Source organism: Thiohalobacter sp. COW1 (genome assembly GCF_016629505.1).
Lineage (GTDB): Bacteria > Pseudomonadota > Gammaproteobacteria > Thiohalobacterales > Thiohalobacteraceae > Thiohalobacter > Thiohalobacter thiocyanaticus_A.
This window is the reverse complement of sequence record NZ_AP024239.1, coordinates 2017413-2041071: the sequence shown is the minus strand read 5'-3', so window position 1 is coordinate 2041071 and position 23659 is coordinate 2017413. Positions and strand designations below refer to the sequence as shown.

Here is a 23659-nt window from a genome sequence, read left to right as displayed (position 1 = left end):
GTATGCGTGCGAAACGAAGCTATGTCGTAGTCAGCAGCCGGGATGATCACATCAGGTGGCTGCAGAGCGCGCTGGGCGAGACCGGCGACATCGTGGTTGCCGACGGCAACAGCCTCGAGCGCATCCTGCAGATCATCGATGTCACCGGCGCCCTGATCGTGTTCATCGACGTCAACCGCGAGCAGTTGCTGGAGCAGACCTCGATGATCGAAGGTCTGCTCAGCGTCAAGCCGCTGATCTCGGTGGTGGCGCTCTCCAGGAGCGATGATGCCGACCTGGTACTGGCTATGATGCGTGCCGGGGCGCGGGACTACCTGATGCCAGGCGAGGACCGGACGCAGGTGGCGGCGCTGGTGAACCGGCTGGGGCAGCGCCTGCCGCAGGTCCAGCAGGGCGAGCGCGGCAGTCGGATGATCGCGCTGGCCAACGCCCGGCCGGACAGCGATACGGTCATGCTCGCGCTGCATCTGGCGCTGGCGGCGCAGGAACAGGCCCCGCAGGAGCGGACCCTGCTGCTGGATCTGGGAGTGCCGCAGGGCGACGCGCTCCTCTATCTCAACATCAAATCCTCCTATACCTTCGTGGATGCCGTGCGCAGCCTGAGGCGGTTGGACGAGACTCTGATCGAAAGCGCCTTCGCCGCGCATTCCAGTGGGCTGAGGATCCTGGACATGGGCAATGATGCCACCGGGATGCATGACATCACCTCGGCCGACATCTTTGTGCTGCTGGGTACCCTGCGGGCCTTCTTTCCCCGGATCGTGGTCAACCTCGGCGGGCTGCCGACCTCCGAATTCTTCGATGTCCTGATCCGCCACGCGGATCAGACCCTGGTGGTGGTCGAGCAGAGCGTACCCAGCGTGCAGCAGAACATGACCATGATTCAGCATATAGCCTCGCAGAAGATTGCCAGCGATCACATGGGGCTGGTAGTGGACCGCTACTATTCCAAGCTTGCGCCCGGGGCTGATGTGATCGCGCGGGGTTTCGGTCTGCCGATGCTGGCCACACTGCCGCCTTGCGGCCTGGCGCGTCTGAACGTGATCAACTCCGGTGTGAGCATGTTCGAAGGCTCGCCTAAGGAACCCTACTGCGCCCGGGTGCGCGCCTTGTCGCGTCAGCTGTTCCGGGACGCGGAGCACGGTGGCGTGGCTGCCGGGACCTCGGCGGCAGGGCGTCTGCTGGAGCGGGTCAAGGGCCTGTTCGTCAGTGAGGAATGAGAATGGATATCATCGGTCTTTCGCGGAACTACAGCCTCAAGCACACTGACGAATATCAGGATCTCAAGTCACGGCTGCATCGGTACCTGATCCAGTGCATAGAGGACGACCAGGTCTCGCTCAAACAATGGGAGCCGGAGGTCCTCTCCAGCTATGCGCACGGCAGGATCAGCCGCTACATCAGCGAGCATCACCTGGCGGTCAATCGGGACGATATCGAGGCACTGGTCAGGGAGTTGATCGATGAACTGACCGGCTATGGGCCCCTGCAGGGACTGCTGGCCGATGACAAGGTCGACGATATCCTGGTCAACGGCGCGGGCAACATCTACATCGAGCGCGGCGGCCGGCTGCAGCAGACGGAGTTGCGCTTCATCGACGACAATCATGTGCTGAGGGTGATTCAGAAGATCCTCGCTCCGCTGGGACGCCGGCTGGACGAGACCAACCCCATGGTCGATGCCCGCCTGCCCGACGGCAGCCGGGTGAACGCGATCATCCCACCGCTGTCGCTGGACGGGCCCTGTCTGTCCATCCGCAAGTTCCGCAAGGAGCCGCTGCGCTCCAGTGACCTGCTGGCCTACCGTACGCTCGACGAGGACATCCTGGAGTTTCTGTGCCGGGCGGTCGAGACCCGCTGCAACATTCTGATCAGCGGCTCCACCGGTTCGGGCAAGACCACGCTGCTGAATATCCTGACCCGTTACATCGACGAGAGCCAGCGCATCGTCACCATCGAGGACGCTGCCGAGCTGCAACTCGATCATGCCCATGTCGTGCGCCTGGAGACGCGGCCTCCGAATATCGAGGGCGAGGGCGAGGTCACCGCCCGCGACCTGGTGCGCAACGTGCTGCGGATGCGCCCCGATCGCATTGTGCTCGGTGAGATCCGCGGCATGGAGGTGCTGGACATGCTTCAGGCCATGAACACCGGCCATGAAGGCTCGATGAGCACGCTGCACGCCAACAGCGGCCGGGATGCGCTGAGCCGGCTCGGTATGCTCGCCGGACTGGCGGCCTTCAAGGGTACGGAGGAGACGCTGCGGGAGATGATCGCATCGGCCGTCGATCTGGTGGTGCATGTCGGACGCATGCCGGACGGACGTCGCCGGATCACCCAGATTATGGAATTGGTGGGCGTACAGGATGGCCATTACGCGATTCATGAACTCTTTGTCCACGATGCACACAGCGACAGCTTCAGGCGCGTTGGCGGCAAACCGCAGACCGCCAAGCTTGTGAGCCGTCCCGCGCACGGGGGCGGGGAACGTTGATGTCGCCGATGACCTGGATTGTGATTGCCGAGGCCGGGATGCTGCTGGGGCTGGCGGCGATCCTGATGCGGGGCGGCCGGGATGCGGGACTGGAGAAACGCATCAGTGAACGCTTCGCTGTCCTTTACACACAGCCGCGCTCCAGCCAGATCCGGGCAGGCTGGTGGGGCAGGCTGTGTCGGCGCTATGAGAATGTGCTGACGCGGGCCGGCCTGGCGCCGGATCAGCGCCGCCTGCGGGCCGGGGTGGGCGTAGCCGGCCTGCTGGCGCTCTATGTCGCCCTGCGTCACGGTCCGGCCGCCGCCGTGATGGTCCTCATGGTCGGCCTGCTCGTCTTCTACGCCCTGCTTCAGTACCGCTACAGGAAACGGGCGGAACTGCTGCTGGCGCAGTTGCCGAGGTTCGTCGACAACCTGGAGCGCTCGCTGGCGGCGGGCCACTCGCTGCAGAATGCGTTGGCGCAGGCGGCGGCGCTGGCCCGGGAGCCGCTGCAGGGCATCCTGCTGCGGGTGAAGGCCAACGTCGACCTGGGCAGCGATCTGGGCGAACAGCTGCAGCTTGCCGCCAATGCCATGGCAGTCAAGGAATTTCAGTTGCTGGCACTGGCCATGGATGTGCATCAACGCTACGGCGGCAGCATCAAGGCCCTGCTGCACAGTGTTTCCGCCATGGTCAAGCAGCAGGAGCAGGCCCGACGCGAATTCGCCGCCCTGACCGGCGAAACCCGCTTCAGTGCCTGGGTGCTGGGCCTGTTGCCGCTGCTGGTCGCCGGTTACATGCTGGCGATGAATCCGGGTTATCTCGACTCGATGTGGAATACTGAAGCGGGACGCAGTGTGCTGTATCTGGCCCTTGGGCTGCAGGCCGCTGGCGGTCTGATTCTGTGGCGGATGATCAAGAGTATATGAGCGTCGGATGAATACAGAAGTGCTTGTACTGCTGGCGTCTTTGCTGGGGCTCGTGAGCCTCGGTCTTCTGTGCTACAGCTTGTGCGGTACGGTGCGGTTGCGTGTCCTGTCCGATCAGCGTTTCGGCCATCTGCTCAAACTGGATTCGGATTCGGGATCGGCCTCGAATGAAGCGGGAATCGTGCGTCTGCTTGAATCCTGGCTGAAACGGATCGGGCTGCGTCAACCCGGTTCCGACCTGCGCAGCTTGCTGGATAATGCCGGTATTCTGCGCCCGGACGTGCGTGTCCTGGTGCAGGCGGGCGTGGTCATTGCCCCCTTTTTGTTCGCCCTGCTGAGCGTTATGTATATCCTGCTGACCGAAGACGAGATGCGACTGGCCCCGGCAGCGTTCATATTCGGTGTGCTGTTCGGCTACCTGACACCACGCTATGTTCTACGATATCTGGCCGATTCACGCCGGCGGGCGCTGGCCGATGAGGCGCTGATCATGGTGCATCTGATGAAAATGCTATTCGATGCCGGCCTGTCAATCGAGCAGGCGCTGCGCACCCTGCATGCCCAGGGCGGTGTGCTGTTGCCGCGGGTCCGGCAAGAACTGGAATGGGTGCTCAAGCGCATCGAAGCAGGCATGGAACGGTCCGAGGTACTAGGCGAGTGGGCGGTGCAGGTCGGTGTCAATGAATTGTCCGATCTGGCGGAAATGCTGGCCCAGTTGAGCCGCCAGGGCGGAAACGTGCAGAAGAGCCTGGCCGATATGGCCCTGCTGATGGAGGATCGCAACCGGACCCGGCTCAGGGAGAAGGTAGGCAAGCTGTCGGGCAAGATGACGGTGGTCATGGTGCTGTTTCTGTTCCCCGCTCTGATGATCTTCGTCGCCGGGCCGGGTGTCATGGCCCTGGCTGCTGCGCTGGGAGGCGTACGATGAGGGCGGGTATGACGCTGCTGGTCGTGGCGCTGCTGCTCGGCGGTTGCATGAATGCGGCCGTCAGACCGGGCGGTGAGCGGACGACCGCCCTTGCGGCGGATACCGATTGCGCCGAACTCAAGGACGGAGAGCGGCTGAAGCTGGGGTTGATCGAGGATGAACTCAGGGCCGGCCGCCCGCGTGCGGCCATGGCGCATCTGGATGCGCTGCCCGACGATGTTGCCGCGCGACCGCTGGCGCAGTATCTGCGCGCCGAGTCCCATCGGCAGGTGAAGGAATACGACTCTGCGGTCGCGCTGTATCGCCGTCTCAGTGAGGGCTGTCTGCCCGGCGCCGGCCATCACGGGCTGGGCCTGGTTGCCGCTGCCCGCCGGGACCTGGATGGTGCGGTGAAGCATCTTCTGCGTGCGCGCGAAATGCTGACCGCCGATCCCAGGGTGCGCAATGACTATGGTTATGCGTTGCTGCTCAGCGGGCGGCCGGCAGAGGCGCGGGTGGAGTTCGAAACCGCGCTGGAACTGTCGGCAGGCGAGGGCAGGGCCGCCCGCAATCTGTTGCTGACGATGCTGGTCGCCGGCGAAGAGCAGGCCGCTCAGCGTTACGGCCGTTCACTGAAACTGAGTGACGCCGAAACCCGGCGGTTGCAGCGTCATGCCATGGCGCTGCGTGAGCAAGTACTGAAGGAGTCTGGTCATGATGAAGCGGTGGATTGAGTGCCCGATCAGCACGCTCGGCCTGCTGGCAGTCCTGCTGGTTGCTCAGACCGCGGTGGCGGCGCCGCTGCGTGATGGAGAACCCACTGGGGAAGCCGGTGTCCGGGCCTGGCTTGAGCTGCAGGCCAGCGGCCGCCAGGCTGCAACCACCCCGGGACAGCCGGGAGAGGCGGCGGCACGGGTCTGGACCCGTTATCTGGAATCGTTCGAGTACCCGATTCCCGAGACCTATTTCGAGCAGCAGGACGGCTTCGTGAGCGAATGACCCAACGGCAGCGACACTCGGGGGCGGCCAGCTTCAGTGCCATCGGCGCTCTGGCGATGGCGGTGATCTTCGCCGCCCTGGCCATCGATGTCGGTCGCCTGGGCTGGGTAGCCAAGAAGCTGCAGGACACCGCCGATCTGGCGGCGATGGATGCAATGACCGACGCCGGCTGGTGTGCCGGGAAGACCTCGCTCAGTCAGGCCGAACTGGCGGCTGCCGCTCAGGCCAGTGCCCAGCGCAACGGCTACACAGGGGATCTCGTGGGAGAAAACGCGGTGGAGACGGGCACGCTCTCCACCGTCAACGGCAGATATACCTTCGTCCCCGGCGGGCCGATGGCCGAAGTCAATGCCGTCCGGGTGACGACCACGGGGACCGTGCCCAGCAGCCTGGTGGCGGGCGGCTGGCTGGGTGGTGATACCCGGCTGCAGCGTCAGGCCGTGGCGCATGACGTGGTACTGGGTGCCTTTTCTGTCGGCAGCTTCCTGGGCTCGGTCAGCAGTGACGACTCCCTGGTACTGAATCCGGTCATGAGCGGTCTGCTGGGCGGGTCAGTCAGCCTGAGCGCAGTTTCCTACGAGGGGCTGGCGGCGGCCAAGGTCAGTCTGGGCGAACTGGCCACGGCCTCCGCTGCGCTCGGTCACAGTGCCGACAGCGTCGAGGGTTTCCTCAACGCCAGCATGACGGTGGGTGAATTCCTGGAGGTCATGGCGAGCGCCCTGGGCAGCGGCAATGCAGCTTATGCCGACATCAACGACTTGGCGATGGCCGCGGCCATGCCTGATGACATCGATGTGGGCGATCTGATCCGTGTCAGTTCCGACCGGAAGGAGGATGCCGCGGAGGTGGATCTGAATGTATTCGACCTGGTCAGCGGCTCGGCTCAGATCGCCAACAAAGGCAATATGGTCAATATCCCCCTGACCCTGAATCTGCCGCTGGGGCTGGGTGACGTGGATGTAGACCTGCACCTGATCGAAGGGCCGCAGTACGTCATCGGGCTGCCGGGGCGGAATGCCGGCGGCGATTGGAGGACGCTGGTCAGGACTGGGCAGGGGCGCCTGGAGATCAGTGTCGATCTGTCTGACTCCAATGGTCTGCCGACCCCTGGTGGCTTGCTTGAGGTCGACGGCAGCCTGAAGCTGTATGCCGATATCGCCCGGGCCTCGGCCTGGTTGGAGCAGATCCGCTGTGCCGATGCTGACAGTCTGGCGCATGCAGTCAGGATCGGGGCGCGTACCGGTGCTGTTGATCTCGGTATCGGCCAGTTTGACGACATCGGCGACCCGGCCAGCGGCATCAGCCCGACGCCGACGCTGTCGCTTGATGTCCTCAGCGGTGCCGCATCGCTGACTGCGGACGTCGCGATCGACAGCCGGGCTGCATCTCCCCGGGATGCTCAATTGGATTACACGGTCAGCCAGGCCAGTCCGCTGCCACAGCAACAGACGGCGGGCACCCCACTGGCGGGTGCGTTGGATAGCATGACCGGCTCGTTGGGTTCATCTCTTGATATTACGCTCAATGGCGGCGGCCTGCTGGGTATGCTGGGTTTGACCCTGACCGATATCGACGGCGCACTGGCCAATGCACTGCTGTCGCCGCTGCTCAATGTGATCGATGATCTACTGCTGGATCCGCTTCTGCGCGCTCTGGGCGTGCATGTTGGAGGGGTTGATGTGGAGTTGATCGACATCCAACGCCGGGATCCGCGGCTGGCCGGATGAATCCGCGGACCCGGGTCTGACCCGATTCATGCGGCCAGCCGGTGCGCCAGTTCGTCGAGCAGAGGATGCGTATCGGCCAGACGCTGAAGCGCCGTTTCGACCGTCGTCTCATTCAAACCCAGGTACCTGACGAGCCTGTCCCTGTCGGGGGCCGCATCGTCATGGCCGGCAAACACTCCCTGTTTGGGGATCAGGGCCGAGCATAGTCTCATCAGCTGACTGTAGGCCGAGTGCTCACGGTCGTAGTCTGTATCATGATGATAGCGAGTGGCCACGACCAGTTCGTGCGGTAGTCCCCAGCCTTCCAGTAACTGCCCCCCGAGTTCCTGATGGCTGATTTCCAACAGGCAGGATTCCAGGTGAACAAGCGGAACACCGGGATTGAGTTGTGCGCTGTCGATCAGAATCCGGTGCTGCTCTGGAAACTTGCAGGCCAGGAACAGCAGCCCGATGTTGTGCAGCAGGCCTGCCATGTAGGCAGTGCCGGGACATACCCCGGATTTCGCTGGCATGCTGCCGGCCAGATGTTTTGCCAGGGTGGCGCGGTAGACCGCGTTACGATGATAGGACTCCAGTTCTTCGGCGTCCGGCTCATTCTGTCCCAGGATCTCGCGCAGACTCATGCCGAAGGCGATGGCCAGCGCCCGGTCGAAGCCGAGAATGCGCGCGATTGCGGTATCCAGATCGCTTACTCGCCCGGAAAAGCCGTAGGCCGGCGCATTGGCGCACTGCAGGAGCCTGGCTGATATGGCGGGATCCTGCCCGACCGCCAGCCTGAGATCGCGGGCACCGGCGTTGGCATCGGCGGCCACCTCCAGCAGCTTGCGGGCGGTGACGGGCATGACTGGAAGTGATTGGCACTGTTCGGCCGAACGCGCGGCCCGTTCCGGAAAGAGCTCGGCCAACGCCGGTTTGAATCGGGAATCGGGCGGCATGCGCGGGAGTCCGGGTGGCTTGGGTCGGTGCGGAGACGGAGGATATGAAAACCGTCCCAGCGCACAGTCGTTGAGAGCCCGCTGCAGGTCGCGTGTCGGTACCAGCAGTCGTATCTGGTCCCGCCCGCTCTGAAGCGAGAGTTCGAGCCCGGTACACAGCCCAACGTCGACGACGGTCTCTACTGCATAAGGCTGTCCCAGTGGCGGCGTGCAGCCGGGGCTGCAGTCGGGGAACACGGAACGGAGCCGGGCTTCATTCAGGGGATGGAGCTCGCGGCCGAGCATTCCATTCAGAAGGTGTATGTCGACCATGTGGTCTTCCGGGACCAGGGCCAGCACGGTTCCCCGGACGTCCTCCAGTGCAACACTGCGGCATCTTAGGCTCCCCATCCGGCCCGGGTCACGGGAAGACGGGTTTGTTGTCACCCGGTAGTGTATTTTCTGCTGTTCCAGGAATCGCTTCAGGCCGGGTGGCGGAAGCGGTTCCGGGCGCGTGTCTGTTTCCATGACTTTCCTGGTCCTTGTTTCAGTATGTTTAAGTGGAATCCAGGAAAAGCATGGATCGTGCCAAAGGCGCGAGAAATATCGGGTTTTGTTTGATGTTAGGGCTGGAGCAGGCAGATTATTTCTTCTGCGTCTGACAACTATGTAGGAAATCAGAGACTCGTGTGCAGGACTGTTTTGATGGTTGGGGAGAATCCGTCGTCAAACTGTCGTGATAGATGTTCGGTGACTGGAAGCTGACGTCTGTTACCTTGCCTGAAGCAGGTTTCGGTTTAGCAGTATAGAAATGCCGGCGACTGTGTTCTTGTCAGAACAGGCCCTGCAGATCGAGTTCCAGCCCAGGCAGAGCCGTGATGCGGACAGTGCCCAGTTCCTTGATCACCCCGGCATGGCGGTAGCCATCGGCGGCAGGGTCGATGAAGCAGGTCAGGCTGCCGGCCTCGGTATCTACCAGCCAGGCCTCGGGGACGCCGGCACGGGCGTAGAGGGGGAGCTTGATGTCGCGGTCGTAGGCGAGTGAACTGTCTGCAACCTCGATTACCAGCAGGACATCGGCGGGTCGGGGGTGGGCGGAGGCGTAGAAATCCACACGGGGTCTGAGCAGGGCGAGGTCGGGCTGGGGTTCGGAATGAGAATCAAGAGTAATCGGATCCTGGGCCGAGACGATGGCTGCGTCGCCGACGCCGAGGCTCAGTATGTGGATAAGTCGCTTCACGGCAGCGGCATGCCGACTTCCTATCGGCGTCATATCGATGATCTCTCCCTCGATCAACTCCACCCGGGCGTCTTCGCCCAGGATGCCGGCCTCGGCCATGCGGTGGTAATCCTCCACGTTGAGGCGATGGCGCTGTGGGCTGTCGGGGGCGGAGGTCGGCATGGATTGTGTCCTTTCCGGGGTGGCCGGGTCAGAATAGGTTGGTGGCGTGGGCGGGTCAATAACGGCGGGCCGTAGGCTGGACATTTCCGTCAGCCCCGGCATAATAGGCGTCACTTTCCGTCGAACCGGTCGGTTCTCCGCAGATGGGCGCAAAATTGCCGCAAGTTCTCGTCATAAATGGTCCCAACCTCAACCTGCTGGGCACCCGCGAACCCGGCCACTACGGGGTTCGCAGCCTGGATGATATTTCGGCGGGGATAACGGCCCTGGCCGGCGAGTTGGGCACCGATGTCGACATTTTCCAGAGCAATGCCGAGCATGAGCTGGTCGGGCGGGTGCAGGCCGCGCGGGGGCGGACCGATTTCATCATCATCAATCCCGCCGCCTTCACTCACACCAGCGTGGCGCTGCGCGACGCCCTGCTGGCGGTGGATATACCTTTTATAGAACTGCACCTCTCCAATGTGCATGCCCGGGAGGAATTCCGGGCGCATTCCTATTTCTCCGACATCGCGGTCGGGGTGATCAGCGGCCTGGGGCCGATCGGCTACGAACTGGCGCTGCGCGCCGCGCATGACTATTTGTCGCGTAACTAACTGATTACGGTAAAGAATATGGATATCCGCAAGGTTAAGAAACTGATCGAGCTGCTGGAGGAATCCGGCATCGCGGAGATCGAGATCCACGAGGGCGAGGAGTCGGTGCGCATCAGCCGCAACAGTTCCAGCGTCCAGACCCTGGTGCAGGCCGCCGCGCCCATCCCGGCCGCAGCCCCCGCTGCGCCAATGCCCGCGACGGGTGCGGTGGAGCCGGCCGCGGAGGCCGCGCCGGCCATCCCGGCCGGGCACCAGGTCACATCGCCCATGGTGGGCACCTTCTACCGCGCGCCCTCGCCGGGCGCCACGCCCTTCGTCGAGGTCGGTCAGCGGGTCAATGCCGGTGATACCCTGTGCATCATCGAGGCGATGAAGATGCTCAATCAGATCGAGGCCGACAAGGCCGGCACCGTGGTGGCCATCCTGGTCGAGAACGGCCAGCCGGTGGAGTTCGGCGAGCCGTTGTTCGTGATTGAGTGAATTCAGGATCAAGAGCGCCACGGAATACACGGAAAGCACGGAAAAATATTAATGTGTTCAGGGAGGAACGCATATGTTGGTGGAAAAAGGGCTGACTTACGGTATCCGTGGGTGTGTTTATGAGGTATACCGGCAGCTGGGTGCTGGATTTCTGGAAAAGGTATACGAAAAGGCGCTGCTCAGGGAACTTTGCCTGCAGGGGCTCAATGCTGAGTCGCAGGTGCCCTTGAGGGTCGAATACAAGGGCGAGGTTGTGGGTGAATATCTGGCCGATATTCTGGTTGAGTCCAAGGTGCTTGTTGAACTCAAGGCCCAAACAGAGCTGTCTAAAGTGCATGAGGCGCAATTGGTCAATTACCTGCGTGCCAGCAGCAAAAAGGTGGGATTGCTGGTGAATTTCACCCATCCCAGGGCCGAGATCAAGCGCATTATCATCTGAAATTGAATCATTCCGTGCCTTCCGTGTATTCCGTGGCGCTCTTAATTTTTATGAAATCGATAAACCATGCTGGATAAAGTTGTCATCGCAAACCGCGGCGAGATCGCGCTGCGTATCCTCCGCGCCTGCCGGGAACTGGATATCCGTACCGTGGCGGTGCATTCCACTGTCGACCGGGACCTCAAGCATGTGCGCCTGGCCGACGAGACGGTGTGCATCGGCGGGGCGCCCTCGACGGAGAGTTATCTCAACATCCCGGCCCTGATCAGTGCGGCCGAGGTCACCGATGCCGTGGCCATCCATCCCGGCTACGGCTTCCTGTCCGAGAATGCCGATTTTGCCGAGCAGGTCGAACGCAGCGGCTTCATCTTCATCGGCCCGCGCGCCGAGACCATCCGCACCATGGGCGACAAGGTCGCCGCCATCAAGGCGATGAAGGCCGCCGGCGTGCCCTGCGTGCCGGGCTCGGATGGACCGCTGGGCGAGGACCCCGACACCAACCTGCGGCTGGCGCGCGAGATCGGCTACCCGGTCATCATCAAGGCCGCCGGCGGCGGCGGCGGGCGCGGCATGCGGGTGGTGCACTCCGAGGCGGCGCTGCTCAACGCCATCACCCTGACCCAGACCGAGGCCGAGGCGGCCTTCGGCAACGCCGTGGTGTACATGGAGAAGTTCCTGGAGCATCCGCGTCATGTGGAGTTCCAGGTGCTGGCCGACGGCGAGGGCAACGCCATCCACCTGGGCGAGCGCGACTGCTCCATGCAGCGCCGCCATCAGAAGGTGGTCGAGGAGGCGCCGGCGCCGGGCATCAGCCCCGAGCAGCGTGCCCAGATGGGCGAGCGCTGCGCCGAGGCCTGCCGCAAAATCAACTACCGCGGCGCGGGGACCTTCGAGTTCCTGTTCGAGAACGGCGAGTTCTTCTTCATCGAGATGAACACCCGGGTGCAGGTCGAGCACCCGGTCACCGAGATGATCACCGGCGTGGACATCGTCAAGGAGCAGCTGCGCATCGCCGCCGGCCAGGGCCTGTCCTACCGCCAGGACGACATCCACATCAGCGGCCATGCGGTGGAGTGCCGCATCAATGCCGAGGACCCGCGCAGCTTCCTGCCCTCGCCGGGCACCATCCAGCAGTTTCATCCGCCCGGCGGCCCCGGTATCCGCTGGGATTCGCATATCTACAACGGTTACCGGGTGCCGCCCAACTACGATTCCATGATCGGCAAGCTGATCGCCCACGGCGAGACCCGCGAGGCCGCGCTGGCGCGCATGCGCGGGGCGCTGTCGGAACTGGTGGTCGACGGCATCAGGACCAACATCGAACTGCATCGCGACATCTGCAGCGACAGTGCCTTCATCCGCGGCGGTACCGATATCCACTACCTGGAGAAGAAACTGGGGTTGTGAAGATCAGGAGCGCCACGGAATACACGGAAGGCACGGAACTTATTGATTCTTGAAAGCCCAAACATTACCCACGTCATTCCCGCGCAGGCGGGAATCCATAAACCGCCGCGGCTGCTGGATCCCCGCCTGCGCGGGGATGACGATGTCTTTAGTCCTGTCGCCAATCTCATTTCCGTGCCTTCCGTGTATTCCGTGGCGCTCTTGATCAATTAAACATGCCCTGGATTCAACTCTCTCTCGAAGCCGGTGATCTCGACCTGGAGCAACTCTCCGACCTGCTGCTGGAGGCCGGCGCGGTCTCGGTGACCTTCCAGGATGCCGCCGACGAGCCGGTGCTGGAGCCGGCACCGGGGGCCACGCCCCTGTGGTCGCGAACCCGGGTGGTGGCGCTGTTCGAGGCCGGGGCCGAGCCGGCGCAGTTGATTGCCGGTCTGCGGGCGCCGCTGGGCGAGGCGGCAGAACGGATCGAGTCAGCGACCCTGGAGGATCGCGACTGGGTCCGGGCCTGGATGGATGAATTCCGGCCCATGCGCTTCGGCGAGCGGGTCTGGATCTGCCCCTCGCATCAGCCGCCGCCCGATCCGGACGCGGTCAATATTCTGCTCGACCCCGGACTGGCCTTCGGCACCGGCACCCATCCGACCACGGCCCTGTGTCTGGAATGGCTGGACCGGCACCCGCCGGCGGACCTGGAGGTGATCGACTACGGCTGCGGCTCGGGCGTGCTCGCCATTGCCGCGCTCAAGCTGGGCGCGCGTCATGTCTGGGCTGTGGACAACGATCCCCAGGCCCTGATTGCCACCCGCGACAATGCCGGGCGCAACGGCGTGGGCGAGGGCGTCGACACCTGTTTGCCGGAGGATGTGCCGGCGCTGCAGGCCGACCTGATGCTGGCCAATATCCTCGCCAACCCGCTGGTGGAACTGGCGCCGACCCTGGCCGGGCAGGTGCGCCCCGGCGGGATGATTGTCCTGTCCGGCATCCTGGCCGAACAGTCAGACATGGTCCGCGCGGCCTATGCCGCTGCCTTTGAGCACCTGGTGGTGGATCAGCAGGACGGCTGGGTTAGAATCAGCGGCAGACGCCGTGACCAGTACGCGTAGGATGGGTGGAGCGCAGCGCAACCCATCATGACCGCGTCGTTACCGGCGATGGGTTGCGGCGCTGCGCGCCTTCACCCATCCTACTTTCTCTCCAGGCCAGGGAACACAATGCTCACTCGCTGTCCCCATTGCCAGACCGTCTTTGCCCTGCGCGCCGGCCATCTCGCGGTCGCAAGCGGATGGGTTCGCTGCCCGGAGTGCGGCAGGGGCTTCAATGCCCTGGAGTCCCTGTTCGACAGCTGGGAGGATGCGCTGGCGCCAGCCGAGCGCCGCCATGAGGTGTTGGTACTATGCAACATCCGCCCCCTGACGGCGGGCTGGGGGGTGTTCGCCCCCCGGGTGGAGGCGTCCACGGCGGCCGGCGCGACGGAGGAACCGCGGCAGCGCCCCGACACGGTCGAGATCCCGGCCGTGCTGCTGGAGGACTTCCAGGCGCCGCGCCCGCGCACCGGGCTGCGCCTGCTGCAGGGGCTGTTCCTGCTGCTGTTGCTGCTCACCCTGCTCGGTCAGGGTGTCTACCTGCAGCGTGAGCGGCTCTACACCCTGTCCGAATGGCAGCCCTGGCTGGAGCGTTTCTGTGCCTATACCGGCTGTGAACTGCCGCTGCGGCGGGCGCCGGACCAGTGGGCGATCCAGCAGCGTCAGATACAGGCGCATCCGCACCGCGAAGGCGCCCTCGAGGTGGAACTGGACCTGGTCAACCAGGCCGACTTCACCCAGGCCTGGCCGCGGGTCGGTATCTTCTTCACCGACCTGACCGGCCGGCGCCAGGCCGGGCGCTGGTTCGGTCCTGAAGACTATCTGTCACCGGCTTCGTCCACCGTCATTCCGGGGGTGCCGGCCGGCGAGCGGTTGCAGCTGCGGCTCACCCTGGCCGACCCCGGCACCGAACTGGTTTCCTATCAGTTTGATTTTCGTTGAGGCCGCCCCGCTGGCCTGAATGAATCCGACCGGCGTGCTTCCCCCTCTCCGGGCGAGCGGGTATCATGTGCCGTCCGGTCGAGCCCATGACCTCCCAGAACAATGATGCACATCGGACCCTACCAACTCAGAAACCGTCTGGTACTCGCGCCCATGGCGGGCGTGACGGATCGTCCCTTCCGGCAGTTGTGCAAGCAGCTGGGCGCGGGGCTGGCCGTGTCCGAGATGGTGTCGTCCAATTCGCTGCTGTGGGGCAGTGAGAAGACCCGCCGCCGCGCCAATCACGACGGCGAGGTCGAGCCCAGGACGGTGCAGATCGCCGGGGCCGACCCAGAGATGATGGCCGAGGCCGCGCGGCACAATGTCGACCACGGCGCCCAGATCATCGACATCAACATGGGCTGTCCGGCCAAGAAGGTCTGCAATGTCATGGCCGGCTCGGCCCTGCTGCAGTACGAGGACCTGGTCCAGCGCATCCTCGAGGCCGTGGTCGGGGCCGTGGAGGTGCCGGTCACGCTCAAGATCCGCACCGGCTGGGACACGGCCCACCGCAACGGCGTGCGCATCGCGCAGATTGCCGAGCAGGCCGGCATCCGCGCCCTGGCCGTGCACGGCCGCACCCGCGCCTGCGCCTACAAGGGCGAGGCCGAATACGACACCATCCGCGACATCAAGCAGGCTGTGAGTATCCCCGTGATCGCCAACGGCGACATCCGCGATCCGCTCAAGGCCCGGCAGGTGCTGGAGTATACCGGCGTCGATGCCGTCATGATCGGCCGCGCGGCCCAGGGCCGGCCCTGGATCTTCCGCGAGATCGAGCATTATCTGGCCACCGGCGAGCTGCTGCCGGAGCCGGACGTGGACGAGATCCGCGACATCATGATCGGACATCTGCACAACCTGTACGATTTCTATGGCGAGCACACCGGGGTACGGATCGCCCGCAAGCACATCTCCTGGTACAGCAAGGGACAGCCCGGCGGCGCGGCCTTCCGCGATCAGGTCAATCGCGTGGAGACCGTCGCCGAGCAGCTGGCAATGACGGAACGCTTCTTCGAGCAACTGACGCAGCGCGAGGTCAAGGCGGCATGAACGCAGATAAAAAGAAGAACAGCAAGCAACGCGGCCCCCTGCGTGGTTCGGTCAAGGAATGCCTGGAGTTGTATTTCAAGGATCTGGACGGCCACGATCCCAGCGATGTCTATCAGATGGTGATCAACGAGGTCGAGCCCGTCATGCTGGAGACCGTGATGCAGTACGCCGGCGGCAACCAGACCCACGCTGCCGAGATCCTCGGCATCAATCGCAGCACCCTGCGCAAGAAGCTGCGGCAGTATGAGATCGAGATTTAGATCAAGATCAAGATCAAGAGCGCCACGGAATACACGGAAAACACGGACAAATAAAAAAATGCCCCCGTCATTGCGAGCACCCAGAGGGCATAAACGCAGCGCGGCAATCTCGTAATGTAGCACCAGCCAGTAAGAGATTGCCACGGCGCTATGCGCCTCGCAATGACGGAGTGGATTGACAGTTGTTGTGAAATTTTCCGTGCTTTCCGTGTATTCCGTGGCGCTCTTTGAGTTGTTAAACAAAGGACATCCATGAACAAGATCCAGCGCGCGCTCATCAGCGTCTCCGACAAGACCGGCATCGTCGACTTCGCCCGCGCCCTGCATGAGCAGGGCGTGGAGATCCTTTCCACCGGCGGCACCGCCCGCATGCTGGCCGAGGCCGGTCTGCCGGTGGTGGAGGTGTCCGACTACACCGGCTTCCCCGAAATGATGGACGGGCGCGTGAAGACCCTGCATCCGAAGATCCACGGCGGCATCCTCGGCCGCCGCGGCACCGATGACGCCGTGATGCAGGAGCACGCCATCCCGCCCATCGACCTGGTGGCGGTCAATCTCTATCCCTTCGAGCGCACCGTGGCCGATCCGGACTGCGACCTGCCCACGGCGATCGAGAACATCGACATCGGCGGCCCGACCCTGCTGCGGGCCGCGGCCAAGAACCACGCCAGCGTGACCGTGGTGGTCGACAACGCCGACTTCCCACGTATCCTCGAGGAGATGGCGGCCAACCAGGGCGCGGTCACCGACGCCACCCGCTATGACCTGGCGGTCAGGACCTTCGAGCATACGGCCCGCTATGATGGCGCCATCGCCAACTACCTGGGCGGGCGCAACCTGCCCGGTGCCGAGCCTGATTTCCCGCGCACCTTCAGTGCCCAGTACCGCAAGGTCCAGTCGATGCGCTACGGCGAGAACCCGCATCAGGGCGCGGCCTTCTATGTCGAGCCCGACGTGAACGAGGCCTCGGTGGCCACCGCCCGCCAGCTGCAGGGCAAGGAACTGTCCTACAACAACATCGCAGATACCGATGCCGCACTGGAATGCGTCAAGGGCCTCACCGCCGCGCCGGCCTGTGTCATCGTCAAGCATGCCAATCCCTGCGGGGTGGCCTATGGTGCCAACCTGCAGGAGGCCTACGACCGGGCCTTTCAGACCGATCCCGAATCCGCCTTCGGCGGCATCATCGCCTTCAATCAGACGCTGGATGCCGCCACCGCCGCGGCCATCGTCGAGCGCCAGTTCGTCGAGGTGATCATCGCGCCGGAGATCGCCGAGGACGCCCTGCCGGCCCTGGCCGCCAAGAAGAACGTCCGGGTGCTGGCCTGTGGCCAGTGGCCGGAACAGCCTGCCGTACGGCTGGACTTCAAGCGCGTGACCGGCGGCCTGCTGGTGCAGCAGGCCGACCTGGCGCTGGTCAACGAGACCCGGGTGGTCACCGACACGGCCCCGAGCGAGGCGCAGATGCGCGACCTGCTGTTCGCCTGGCAGGTGGCCAAGTTCGTCAAGTCCAATGCCATCGTCTATGCCCGCGAACAGATGACCATCGGGGTCGGCGCCGGCCAGATGAGCCGGGTCAACAGCGCCCGCATCGCCGGCATCAAGGCCGAACAGGCCGGGTTGCAGGTGCCGGGCTCGGTGATGGCCTCGGATGCCTTCTTCCCCTTCCGCGATGGCATCGACCAGGCCGCGGCGGCCGGGATAGCCGCGGTGATCCAGCCCGGCGGCTCCATGCGCGACGAGGAGGTCATCGCCGCCGCCAACGAGCACGGCATGGCGATGGTGTTCACCGGCATGCGGCATTTCCGGCATTGATGTATTCAAGAGCGCCACGGAAAACACGGAAAACACGGAAAATGCTTGAATGTGCTGACCAGTCTGTTTCTCGTCATCCCGGCGTATGCCGGGATCCAGATGTCTCTGCGGCCAATGGATTCCGGCCTGCGCCGGAATGACGCTGAAAGGGATTGTGGTCGCACCGGGCTTGGCAAATTGTACTTGTCCGTGCTTTCCGTGTATTCCGTGGCGCTCTTGATCTTGAGGAGTCATACATGAAAGTACTCGTCATCGGCAGCGGCGGCCGCGAGCACGCCCTGGCCTGGAAGGCGGCGCAGTCGCCGCAGGTAGAGACGGTGTATGTCGCGCCGGGCAATGCCGGCACGGCGCGCGAGCCGGGGCTGGAGAACGTCGCCATCGGCGCCGAGGACATCCTGGCGCTGTTTCGTTTTGCCGCCGACAATGCCATCGATCTCACCATCGTCGGTCCGGAGGCGCCGCTGGTTGCCGGCATCGTCGATACCTTCCGCGACGGCGGCCTGAAGGTCTTCGGTCCCAGCCGCGACGCCGCCCGGCTGGAGGGCTCCAAGGCCTTCGCCAAGGACTTTCTGCAGCGCCACAACATCCCCACCGCGCACTACGGCGTGTTCACCGAGATCAACGCGGCCATCCGCTACATCCATGACCGCGGCGCGCCCATCGTGGTCAAGGCCGACGGTCTGGCCGCGGGCAAGGGCGTGATCCTGGCCCAGACCGCTGACGAGGCGACCCAGGCGGTGAAGGACATGCTGGCCGGCAACGCCTTCGGTGATGCCGGCCATCGGGTGGTGATCGAGGAGTTCCTGCAGGGTGAGGAGGCCAGCTTCATCTGCATGGTCGACGGCGAGCATGTGCTGCCCCTGGCCAGTTCCCAGGACCACAAGGCCGCCGGCGAGGGCGATACCGGTCCCAATACCGGCGGCATGGGCGCCTACTCGCCGGCGCCGGTGGTCACGCCCGAGATCCACGCACGCATCATGCAGGAGGTGATCGAGCCCACGGTACGCGGACTGGCCCTGGAGGGCGCGCCCTACACCGGCTTCCTCTACGCCGGTGTGATGGTCGCCCCGGACGGCACCCCGAAGGTGCTGGAGTTCAATGTGCGCTTCGGCGATCCCGAGACCCAGCCGGTGCTGATGCGGCTGCAGTCCGACCTGGTCGAACTGTGCCTGGCCGGGGTCGGGGGGCGGCTGGATCAGGTCCGGGCCCAATGGGATTCCCGCGCCGCGCTGGGCGTGGTGATGGCCGCCGGCGGCTACCCCGGCAGCTACTCAAAGGGAGCGCCCATCGCCGGGCTGGAAGGTGAGGAGGAGGCCGGGGTGAAGGTCTTTCACGCCGGTACCGCCGAGCAGGACGGTGCGGTTGTGACCAGCGGTGGCCGGGTGCTGTGCGTCTGCGCCCTGGGGGAGAGCGTGGCCGAGGCCCAGCGTCGGGCCTACGAACGGGTGGATTCCATTACCTGGAAGGATGTGTATTTCCGGCGGGATATCGGGTTTCGGGCCGTCGGGCGCGGGGTTTGACGCGCTTCACACCGCCCTGGCGAACAAGGCGCGCGAAGGCCTCTTGATTTCAGAAAACTCTACAGACATCGTCATCCCGGCGCAGGCCGGGATCCAGCTGCGTAGGTCGGGTTAGCCCGTCAGGGCGTAACCCGACGCCGGACCAGAACCCTGTCGGGTTACGCTGCGCTAACCCGACCTACGTCACTTATCCCGGTCTACGCACAGAATATTGCGGAACCTCTGATTAATTACGTCATTGCGAGGAGCGCAGCGACGTGGCAATCTCCAACCGATTGATTCTGCATTACGAGATTGCCACGCTTCGCTCGCAATGACGGGTATTTTGTAATTAATCAGAGGTTCTTTTCCTTTTCGCTTCACGTCTCACGCTTAACGTCCTCACCGCTTCATCGAATCGAAGAACTCGTTGTTGGTCTTGGTGTCCTTGAGCTTGTCGAGCAGGAACTCCATGGCGGCGAGCTCGTCCATCGGGTGCAGCAGCTTGCGCAGGATCCACATCTTCTGCAGCTCGTCGGGCTTGGTGAGCAGTTCCTCGCGACGGGTGCCGGAGCGGTTGATATTGATGGCGGGGTAGATGCGGCGCTCGGCGATCTTGCGGTCCAGGTGGATCTCCATGTTGCCGGTGCCCTTGAACTCCTCGTAGATCACGTCGTCCATGCGCGAGCCGGTGTCGATCAGGGCGGTGGCAATGATGGTCAGGGAGCCGCCTTCCTCGACATTGCGCGCGGCGCCGAAGAAGCGCTTGGGCCGGTGCAGGGCGTTGGCGTCCACGCCGCCGGTCAGCACCTTGCCGGAGGAGGGCACCACGGTGTTGTAGGCGCGCGCCAGGCGGGTGATGGAGTCCAGCAGAATGACCACGTCCTTCTTGTGCTCGACCAGACGCTTGGCCTTCTCGATCACCATCTCGGCGACCTGCACATGGCGGCTGGCCGGCTCGTCGAAGGTGCTGGATACCACCTCGCCGCGCACCGAGCGGTCCATCTCGGTGACCTCCTCGGGCCGTTCGTCGATCAGCAGTACGATCAGGTAGACGTCCGGGTAGTTGGTGGTGATGCTCTGGGCGATGTTCTGCAGCAGCATGGTCTTGCCCGCCTTGGGCGGGGAGACGATCAGCCCGCGCTGGCCCTTGCCGATGGGGGCGGCCAGGTCGATCACCCGCGGGGTGATGTCCTCGGTGCTGCCGTTGCCGATCTCCAGGCCCAGCCGTTCGGTCGGATGCAGCGGGGTGAGGTTCTCGAACAGCACCTTGTTGCGGGCGTTCTCCGGCGGCTCGAAGTTGATCTCGCTGACCTTGAGCAGGGCGAAGTAGCGCTCGCCCTCCTTGGGCGGGCGGATCTTGCCGGAGATGGTGTCGCCGGTGCGCAGGTTGAAGCGCCGGATCTGGCTGGGCGAGACATAGATGTCGTCGGGCCCGGCCAGATAGGAACTGTCGGCGGAGCGCAGGAAGCCGAAGCCGTCCTGCAGTATCTCCAGCACCCCGTCGCCGTAGATGGCCTCGCCGTTCTTGGCGTGGGCCTTGAGGATGGCAAAGATGATGTCCTGCTTGCGTGAGCGGGCCATGTTCTCGATGCCGATTTCCTGGGCAATATCAACGATTTCAGCGGCGGGTTTCTTCTTGAGATCGGTCAGGTTCATGTTTGTTACGGACGCAGTGGGTTTACGGGATGGATAGCACGACCAGGATCCGGCAGGGGTGCGGAGCTGAGGTGCGTCGTCAAATTAAAGCTTACAGGGGGGGCCGGTGAGGGCCGAGGAGCTATGGAGTTTGCTTTATCCGGTTAATCTAGCATGCCGTTCGGCGGCCGTCCAGCCTTTGCGGACGACCGCCGGCACGTTCAGATGTTGCTGTCGATGAAGGCCGTCAGCTGCGACTTGGAAACCGCGCCCACCTTGGTGGCCTCGACATTGCCGTCCTTGAACAGCATCAGCGTGGGGATGCCCCGGATGCCGTACTTGGGCGGCGTCTGCGGGTTCTCGTCGATATTGAGCTTGGCGACCTTGATCTTGCCGGCGTACTCATCGGCCAGTTCGTCCAGGATCGGTGCGATCATCTTGCACGGGCCGCACCAGTCGGCCCAGTAGTCGACCAGGACCGGCTCGGAAGACTGCAGCACTTCCTGGTCGAAGGATGAATCTGTCACATACATGATGCGATCACTCACGGTTGTCGAACCTCCTGCTGTGCCTTGCCTGCATGCCAGAAAACCATTTCGGATCAGTGGAAGCGGACCGGGAACCCCCGGTTCTGGATGTGGAAGGCGCGGTGTGTTGTCGGATTTGCGGGATCTCGGGCCGCGCGTGCGGCGACCGGTCTGGATCGTGCCCGCCATTTCAGCGAAAAGCCCCGCGCATTGCAAGCCCCGGCGCCTGCCGTGCGGGCTGCTCGCCGCCGTTAAAATAGGTTATGCTAGGCCGTCATGACACAAGAAACTGAGAACACAACCCTTTTTTCCTCCCTGAACCTGTCGCCGGCAGTCCTGCAAGGTATTGAAGAGGCAGGTTTTACGAGTTGCACCCCGATCCAGGCCCGGGCTCTGCCGCCCCTGCTGGCCGGGCGCGACGTGGCCGGGCAGGCCCAGACCGGGACCGGCAAGACCGCCGCTTTTCTGGTGGCGGTGTTCGAACATCTGCTGCGGCATCCGCCGGCGGATGAACGTAGGCCGAACCAGGTCAGGGCACTGATCCTGGCGCCGACACGCGAGTTGGCGGTGCAGATCTACAATGACGCCGTCACACTCGGGAAACACACCGGGCTTACCTTCGCCGCCGTCTATGGCGGCACCGGCTACGAGGAACAGGCACAGCGCCTGCGCGAGGGGGTGGATGTGCTGATCGGCACGCCGGGACGCACCATCGATTACTTCAAGCAGCACCTGTTCGACCTGCGCCATGCCCGGGCCGTGGTGCTGGACGAGGCCGACCGCATGTTCGACCTCGGCTTCATCAAGGATGTGCGCTATCTGCTGCGCCGTTGCCCGCCCCCGGAGCAGCGCCTGGGACTGCTGTTCTCCGCCACCCTGTCCTGGCGGGTGACGGAACTGGCCTATGAGCACATGAACGATCCCGGGATCATCCGGGTCGAGCCCGAGCAGGTCACCGCTGAGAAGGTGCGCCAGGTGCTGTATCACACCGCCAACGCGGAGAAGATCCCGCTGCTGATCGGACTGCTCAAGCGGATGGACGCGCACCGCACCATCGTGTTCGTCAACACCAAGCACCAGGCCGAGCGGGTCTGGGGCTATCTGGAGGGCAACGGCATCAAGGCCGCCATCCTCTCCGGCGACGTGCCGCAGAACAAGCGCCTGCGGCTGCTGCAGCAGTTCCAGTCCGGCGAACTGCCGGTGATGGTCGGCACCGACGTGGCTGCGCGCGGGCTGCACATTCCGGATGTGAGCCATGTGATCAACTTCGACCTGCCGCAGGAGGCCGAGGATTATGTGCATCGCATCGGCCGCACGGCGCGGGCCGGGGCCGAGGGTGATGCCATCAGCTTCGCCTGCGAGAACTACGTCTATTCGCTGCCGGAGATCGAGGACTACATCGGCTACAAACTGCCGGTGGAGGCGGTCGACGAGTCCCTGCTCGGCGAGGTGCAGCCGCCGGTGCGGCGGGAGCGCCGCAAGCGCCCGCCCGGCGGTGGCGGGCGCGGCCGTGGCGGCGGCGGACGGCCGCACGGCGAAGGCGGTCGGCAACGGCAGGGCAGACGCGGCAGCGGACGCCGGCAGGACTGAATCCGGACAGAGACAGCGATGCATACCACCTGGCAAGACTGGCTGGCAACGCAGCAGGCCCGCACCGGCGCGCGCCTGCTGACCCTCGCGTTGGTCGTACTGGTGATCTATCAGCTGGCGCGCCTGACCTGGCAGCTGGTGCCGGCGCCGGACGTACCGCCTGCGCCGGCGACACCGGCAAACGTGGTTCCGTCCGCGCCGGCGGCCCCGGAGCGGGACCGGCCGTCGGCGGCGAACATTGCCGGCTGGCACCTGTTCGGCCAGGCCGATCCGGGCACAGGACCGGGAGTCGGCGGCGGCCGGGCCGCGCCCATCGATGCCCCCGAGACCCGCCTGAACCTGACCCTGCGCGGCCTGTTCGCCACCGAGGATCCCGAACGGGCCCGGGCCATCATCGCCGCACCCAATGGCGAGGAACGCAGCTACCGGGTCGAGGACGAACTGCCGGGCGGCGCCGAACTGAGCGCCATTTACGCCGATCGCATCATTCTGCAGCGCAACGGGCGCTACGAGACGCTGCGCCTGCCGCGCGAGTCGCTGGAGGGCGGCGCGGCAACCGGCGGGGGGCGCAGCGGCAATCTGAACCCGCGTGCCGGTGAGATCCTGGCCGAGTACCGCGGGATGCTGGAGACCAATCCGCGTGCGTTGGCTGACCTGATGCGGCCGGTGCCGGTCAGCGAGAACAACCGGTTCGTCGGATTCCGGTTGTATCCGGGCAACCGGCCGGAGTTGTTCCAGCAGCTGGGTCTGCGCCCGGGGGATCTGGTCACCCGGGTCAACGGTGTGGAACTGGACAGCGCGACCAGGGCCGCAGAGGTGCTGCAGCAGCTGCGCGACAGCCAGCAGGTCAGCGTGCAGCTGCGGCGCGGCAACCAGCTACTGGACTTGGCGTTTTCACTGCCCTGAGTGTAGGCTGGGGCAAGTTTTGGGGAATGAGTCTT

Annotated in this window: 23 protein-coding genes and 1 pseudogene; 19 read left to right on the top strand and 5 right to left on the bottom strand. The window is 64.3% G+C overall.

Going from position 1 to position 23659, the window contains the following annotated elements; translation table 11 throughout:
- The first annotated feature begins 2 nt into the window (after window positions 1-2).
- The 7 genes from COW1_RS09515 to COW1_RS09485 are packed head-to-tail and all read left to right on the top strand — an operon-like array spanning window position 3 to window position 7035.
- The gene (locus COW1_RS09515; RefSeq protein WP_201344015.1) at window positions 3-1220 is read left to right on the top strand and encodes a pilus assembly protein CpaE; all 1218 of its coding nucleotides are present in this window, start codon (window positions 3-5) and stop codon (window positions 1218-1220) included.
- Window positions 1217-2494 (top strand): CpaF family protein, encoded by a 1278-nt coding sequence (locus tag COW1_RS09510; RefSeq protein WP_370590862.1) that lies wholly within the window; start codon window positions 1217-1219, stop codon window positions 2492-2494. Before COW1_RS09515 ends, COW1_RS09510 begins: the two co-directional genes overlap by 4 nt.
- 8 nt (window positions 2495-2502) lie before the next feature.
- Entirely contained in the window at window positions 2503-3402 is a 900-nt protein-coding gene (locus COW1_RS09505; RefSeq protein WP_201344013.1) for a type II secretion system F family protein, read from the top strand.
- Window positions 3403-3409: 7 nt separating this feature from the next.
- On the top strand, window positions 3410-4330 hold the full coding sequence (locus COW1_RS09500; RefSeq protein WP_201344012.1) for a type II secretion system F family protein: 921 nt from the start codon (window positions 3410-3412) through the stop codon (window positions 4328-4330).
- Window positions 4331-4338: 8 nt separating this feature from the next.
- Window positions 4339-5043, top strand: a complete 705-nt coding sequence (locus COW1_RS09495) for a hypothetical protein (RefSeq protein WP_201344011.1) — start codon at window positions 4339-4341, stop codon at window positions 5041-5043.
- Complete coding sequence (locus COW1_RS09490) at window positions 5024-5308, top strand: DUF3613 domain-containing protein (RefSeq protein WP_201344010.1); 285 nt, start codon at window positions 5024-5026, stop codon at window positions 5306-5308. Before COW1_RS09495 ends, COW1_RS09490 begins: the two co-directional genes overlap by 20 nt.
- Window positions 5305-7035 (top strand): TadG family pilus assembly protein, encoded by a 1731-nt coding sequence (locus COW1_RS09485; protein ID WP_201344009.1) that lies wholly within the window; start codon window positions 5305-5307, stop codon window positions 7033-7035. Before COW1_RS09490 ends, COW1_RS09485 begins: the two co-directional genes overlap by 4 nt.
- A 26-nt stretch (window positions 7036-7061) precedes the next feature.
- Here the strand turns inward: COW1_RS09485 and COW1_RS17045 are convergent, their stop codons facing one another.
- From COW1_RS17045 to COW1_RS09475, 3 genes and pseudogenes are all read right to left on the bottom strand, one after another.
- Window positions 7062-7877, bottom strand: coding sequence for an HDOD domain-containing protein (locus tag COW1_RS17045; RefSeq protein ID WP_242466413.1), 816 nt, complete (start codon window positions 7875-7877; stop codon window positions 7062-7064).
- Between the two features lie 183 nt (window positions 7878-8060).
- Window positions 8061-8360: pseudogene (locus COW1_RS17255) on the bottom strand (YbaK/EbsC family protein); the annotation flags it as partial.
- A gap of 421 nt (window positions 8361-8781) precedes the next feature.
- The gene (locus tag COW1_RS09475) at window positions 8782-9351 is read right to left on the bottom strand and encodes a Uma2 family endonuclease (protein WP_201344007.1); all 570 of its coding nucleotides are present in this window, start codon (window positions 9349-9351) and stop codon (window positions 8782-8784) included.
- Window positions 9352-9494: 143 nt separating this feature from the next.
- Here COW1_RS09475 and aroQ point away from each other — a divergent pair, with 143 nt between their 5' ends.
- The 10 genes from aroQ (at window position 9495) to purD (ending at window position 18984) form a co-directional block, all read left to right on the top strand.
- On the top strand, window positions 9495-9947 hold the full coding sequence (gene aroQ, locus COW1_RS09470) for a type II 3-dehydroquinate dehydratase (RefSeq protein WP_370590861.1): 453 nt from the start codon (window positions 9495-9497) through the stop codon (window positions 9945-9947).
- Between the two features lie 18 nt (window positions 9948-9965).
- Complete coding sequence (gene accB / locus COW1_RS09465; RefSeq protein WP_201344005.1) at window positions 9966-10427, top strand: acetyl-CoA carboxylase biotin carboxyl carrier protein; 462 nt, start codon at window positions 9966-9968, stop codon at window positions 10425-10427.
- Window positions 10428-10500: 73 nt separating this feature from the next.
- Window positions 10501-10866, top strand: a complete 366-nt coding sequence (locus COW1_RS09460) for a GxxExxY protein (protein ID WP_201344004.1) — start codon at window positions 10501-10503, stop codon at window positions 10864-10866.
- Window positions 10867-10932: 66 nt separating this feature from the next.
- Entirely contained in the window at window positions 10933-12273 is a 1341-nt protein-coding gene (accC, locus tag COW1_RS09455) for an acetyl-CoA carboxylase biotin carboxylase subunit (protein ID WP_201344003.1), read from the top strand.
- 215 nt (window positions 12274-12488) lie between these two features.
- Entirely contained in the window at window positions 12489-13376 is an 888-nt protein-coding gene (gene prmA / locus COW1_RS09450) for a 50S ribosomal protein L11 methyltransferase (protein ID WP_096364960.1), read from the top strand.
- 108 nt (window positions 13377-13484) lie between these two features.
- The gene (locus tag COW1_RS09445; RefSeq protein ID WP_172844245.1) at window positions 13485-14297 is read left to right on the top strand and encodes a zinc-ribbon and DUF3426 domain-containing protein; all 813 of its coding nucleotides are present in this window, start codon (window positions 13485-13487) and stop codon (window positions 14295-14297) included.
- 105 nt (window positions 14298-14402) lie between these two features.
- The gene (gene dusB / locus COW1_RS09440; protein ID WP_096367481.1) at window positions 14403-15389 is read left to right on the top strand and encodes a tRNA dihydrouridine synthase DusB; all 987 of its coding nucleotides are present in this window, start codon (window positions 14403-14405) and stop codon (window positions 15387-15389) included.
- Window positions 15386-15649 (top strand): DNA-binding transcriptional regulator Fis, encoded by a 264-nt coding sequence (gene fis / locus COW1_RS09435; RefSeq protein WP_096364964.1) that lies wholly within the window; start codon window positions 15386-15388, stop codon window positions 15647-15649. Before dusB ends, fis begins: the two co-directional genes overlap by 4 nt.
- Window positions 15650-15901: 252 nt before the next feature.
- Complete coding sequence (gene purH, locus COW1_RS09430) at window positions 15902-17464, top strand: bifunctional phosphoribosylaminoimidazolecarboxamide formyltransferase/IMP cyclohydrolase (RefSeq protein ID WP_201344002.1); 1563 nt, start codon at window positions 15902-15904, stop codon at window positions 17462-17464.
- 236 nt (window positions 17465-17700) lie between these two features.
- Complete coding sequence (gene purD / locus COW1_RS09425) at window positions 17701-18984, top strand: phosphoribosylamine--glycine ligase (RefSeq protein WP_201344001.1); 1284 nt, start codon at window positions 17701-17703, stop codon at window positions 18982-18984.
- Between the two features lie 381 nt (window positions 18985-19365).
- On the opposite strand, the gene rho is transcribed toward purD, so the two are convergent.
- Window positions 19366-20622 carry a transcription termination factor Rho gene (gene rho / locus COW1_RS09420; protein ID WP_096364970.1) on the bottom strand — a complete coding sequence of 419 codons (1257 nt, stop codon included), beginning with the start codon at window positions 20620-20622 and terminating at the stop codon, window positions 19366-19368.
- Window positions 20623-20822: 200 nt separating this feature from the next.
- Window positions 20823-21149 (bottom strand): thioredoxin TrxA, encoded by a 327-nt coding sequence (gene trxA / locus COW1_RS09415; protein WP_096364972.1) that lies wholly within the window; start codon window positions 21147-21149, stop codon window positions 20823-20825.
- A 255-nt stretch (window positions 21150-21404) separates the two neighbouring features.
- On the opposite strand from trxA, the gene COW1_RS09410 reads away from it, so the two are divergent.
- Window positions 21405-22718 (top strand): DEAD/DEAH box helicase, encoded by a 1314-nt coding sequence (locus COW1_RS09410; RefSeq protein WP_201344000.1) that lies wholly within the window; start codon window positions 21405-21407, stop codon window positions 22716-22718.
- Window positions 22719-22736: 18 nt separating this feature from the next.
- Window positions 22737-23624, top strand: coding sequence for a type II secretion system protein GspC (gspC, locus tag COW1_RS09405; RefSeq protein WP_096364976.1), 888 nt, complete (start codon window positions 22737-22739; stop codon window positions 23622-23624).
- The last annotated feature ends 35 nt before the right edge of the window (window positions 23625-23659 follow it).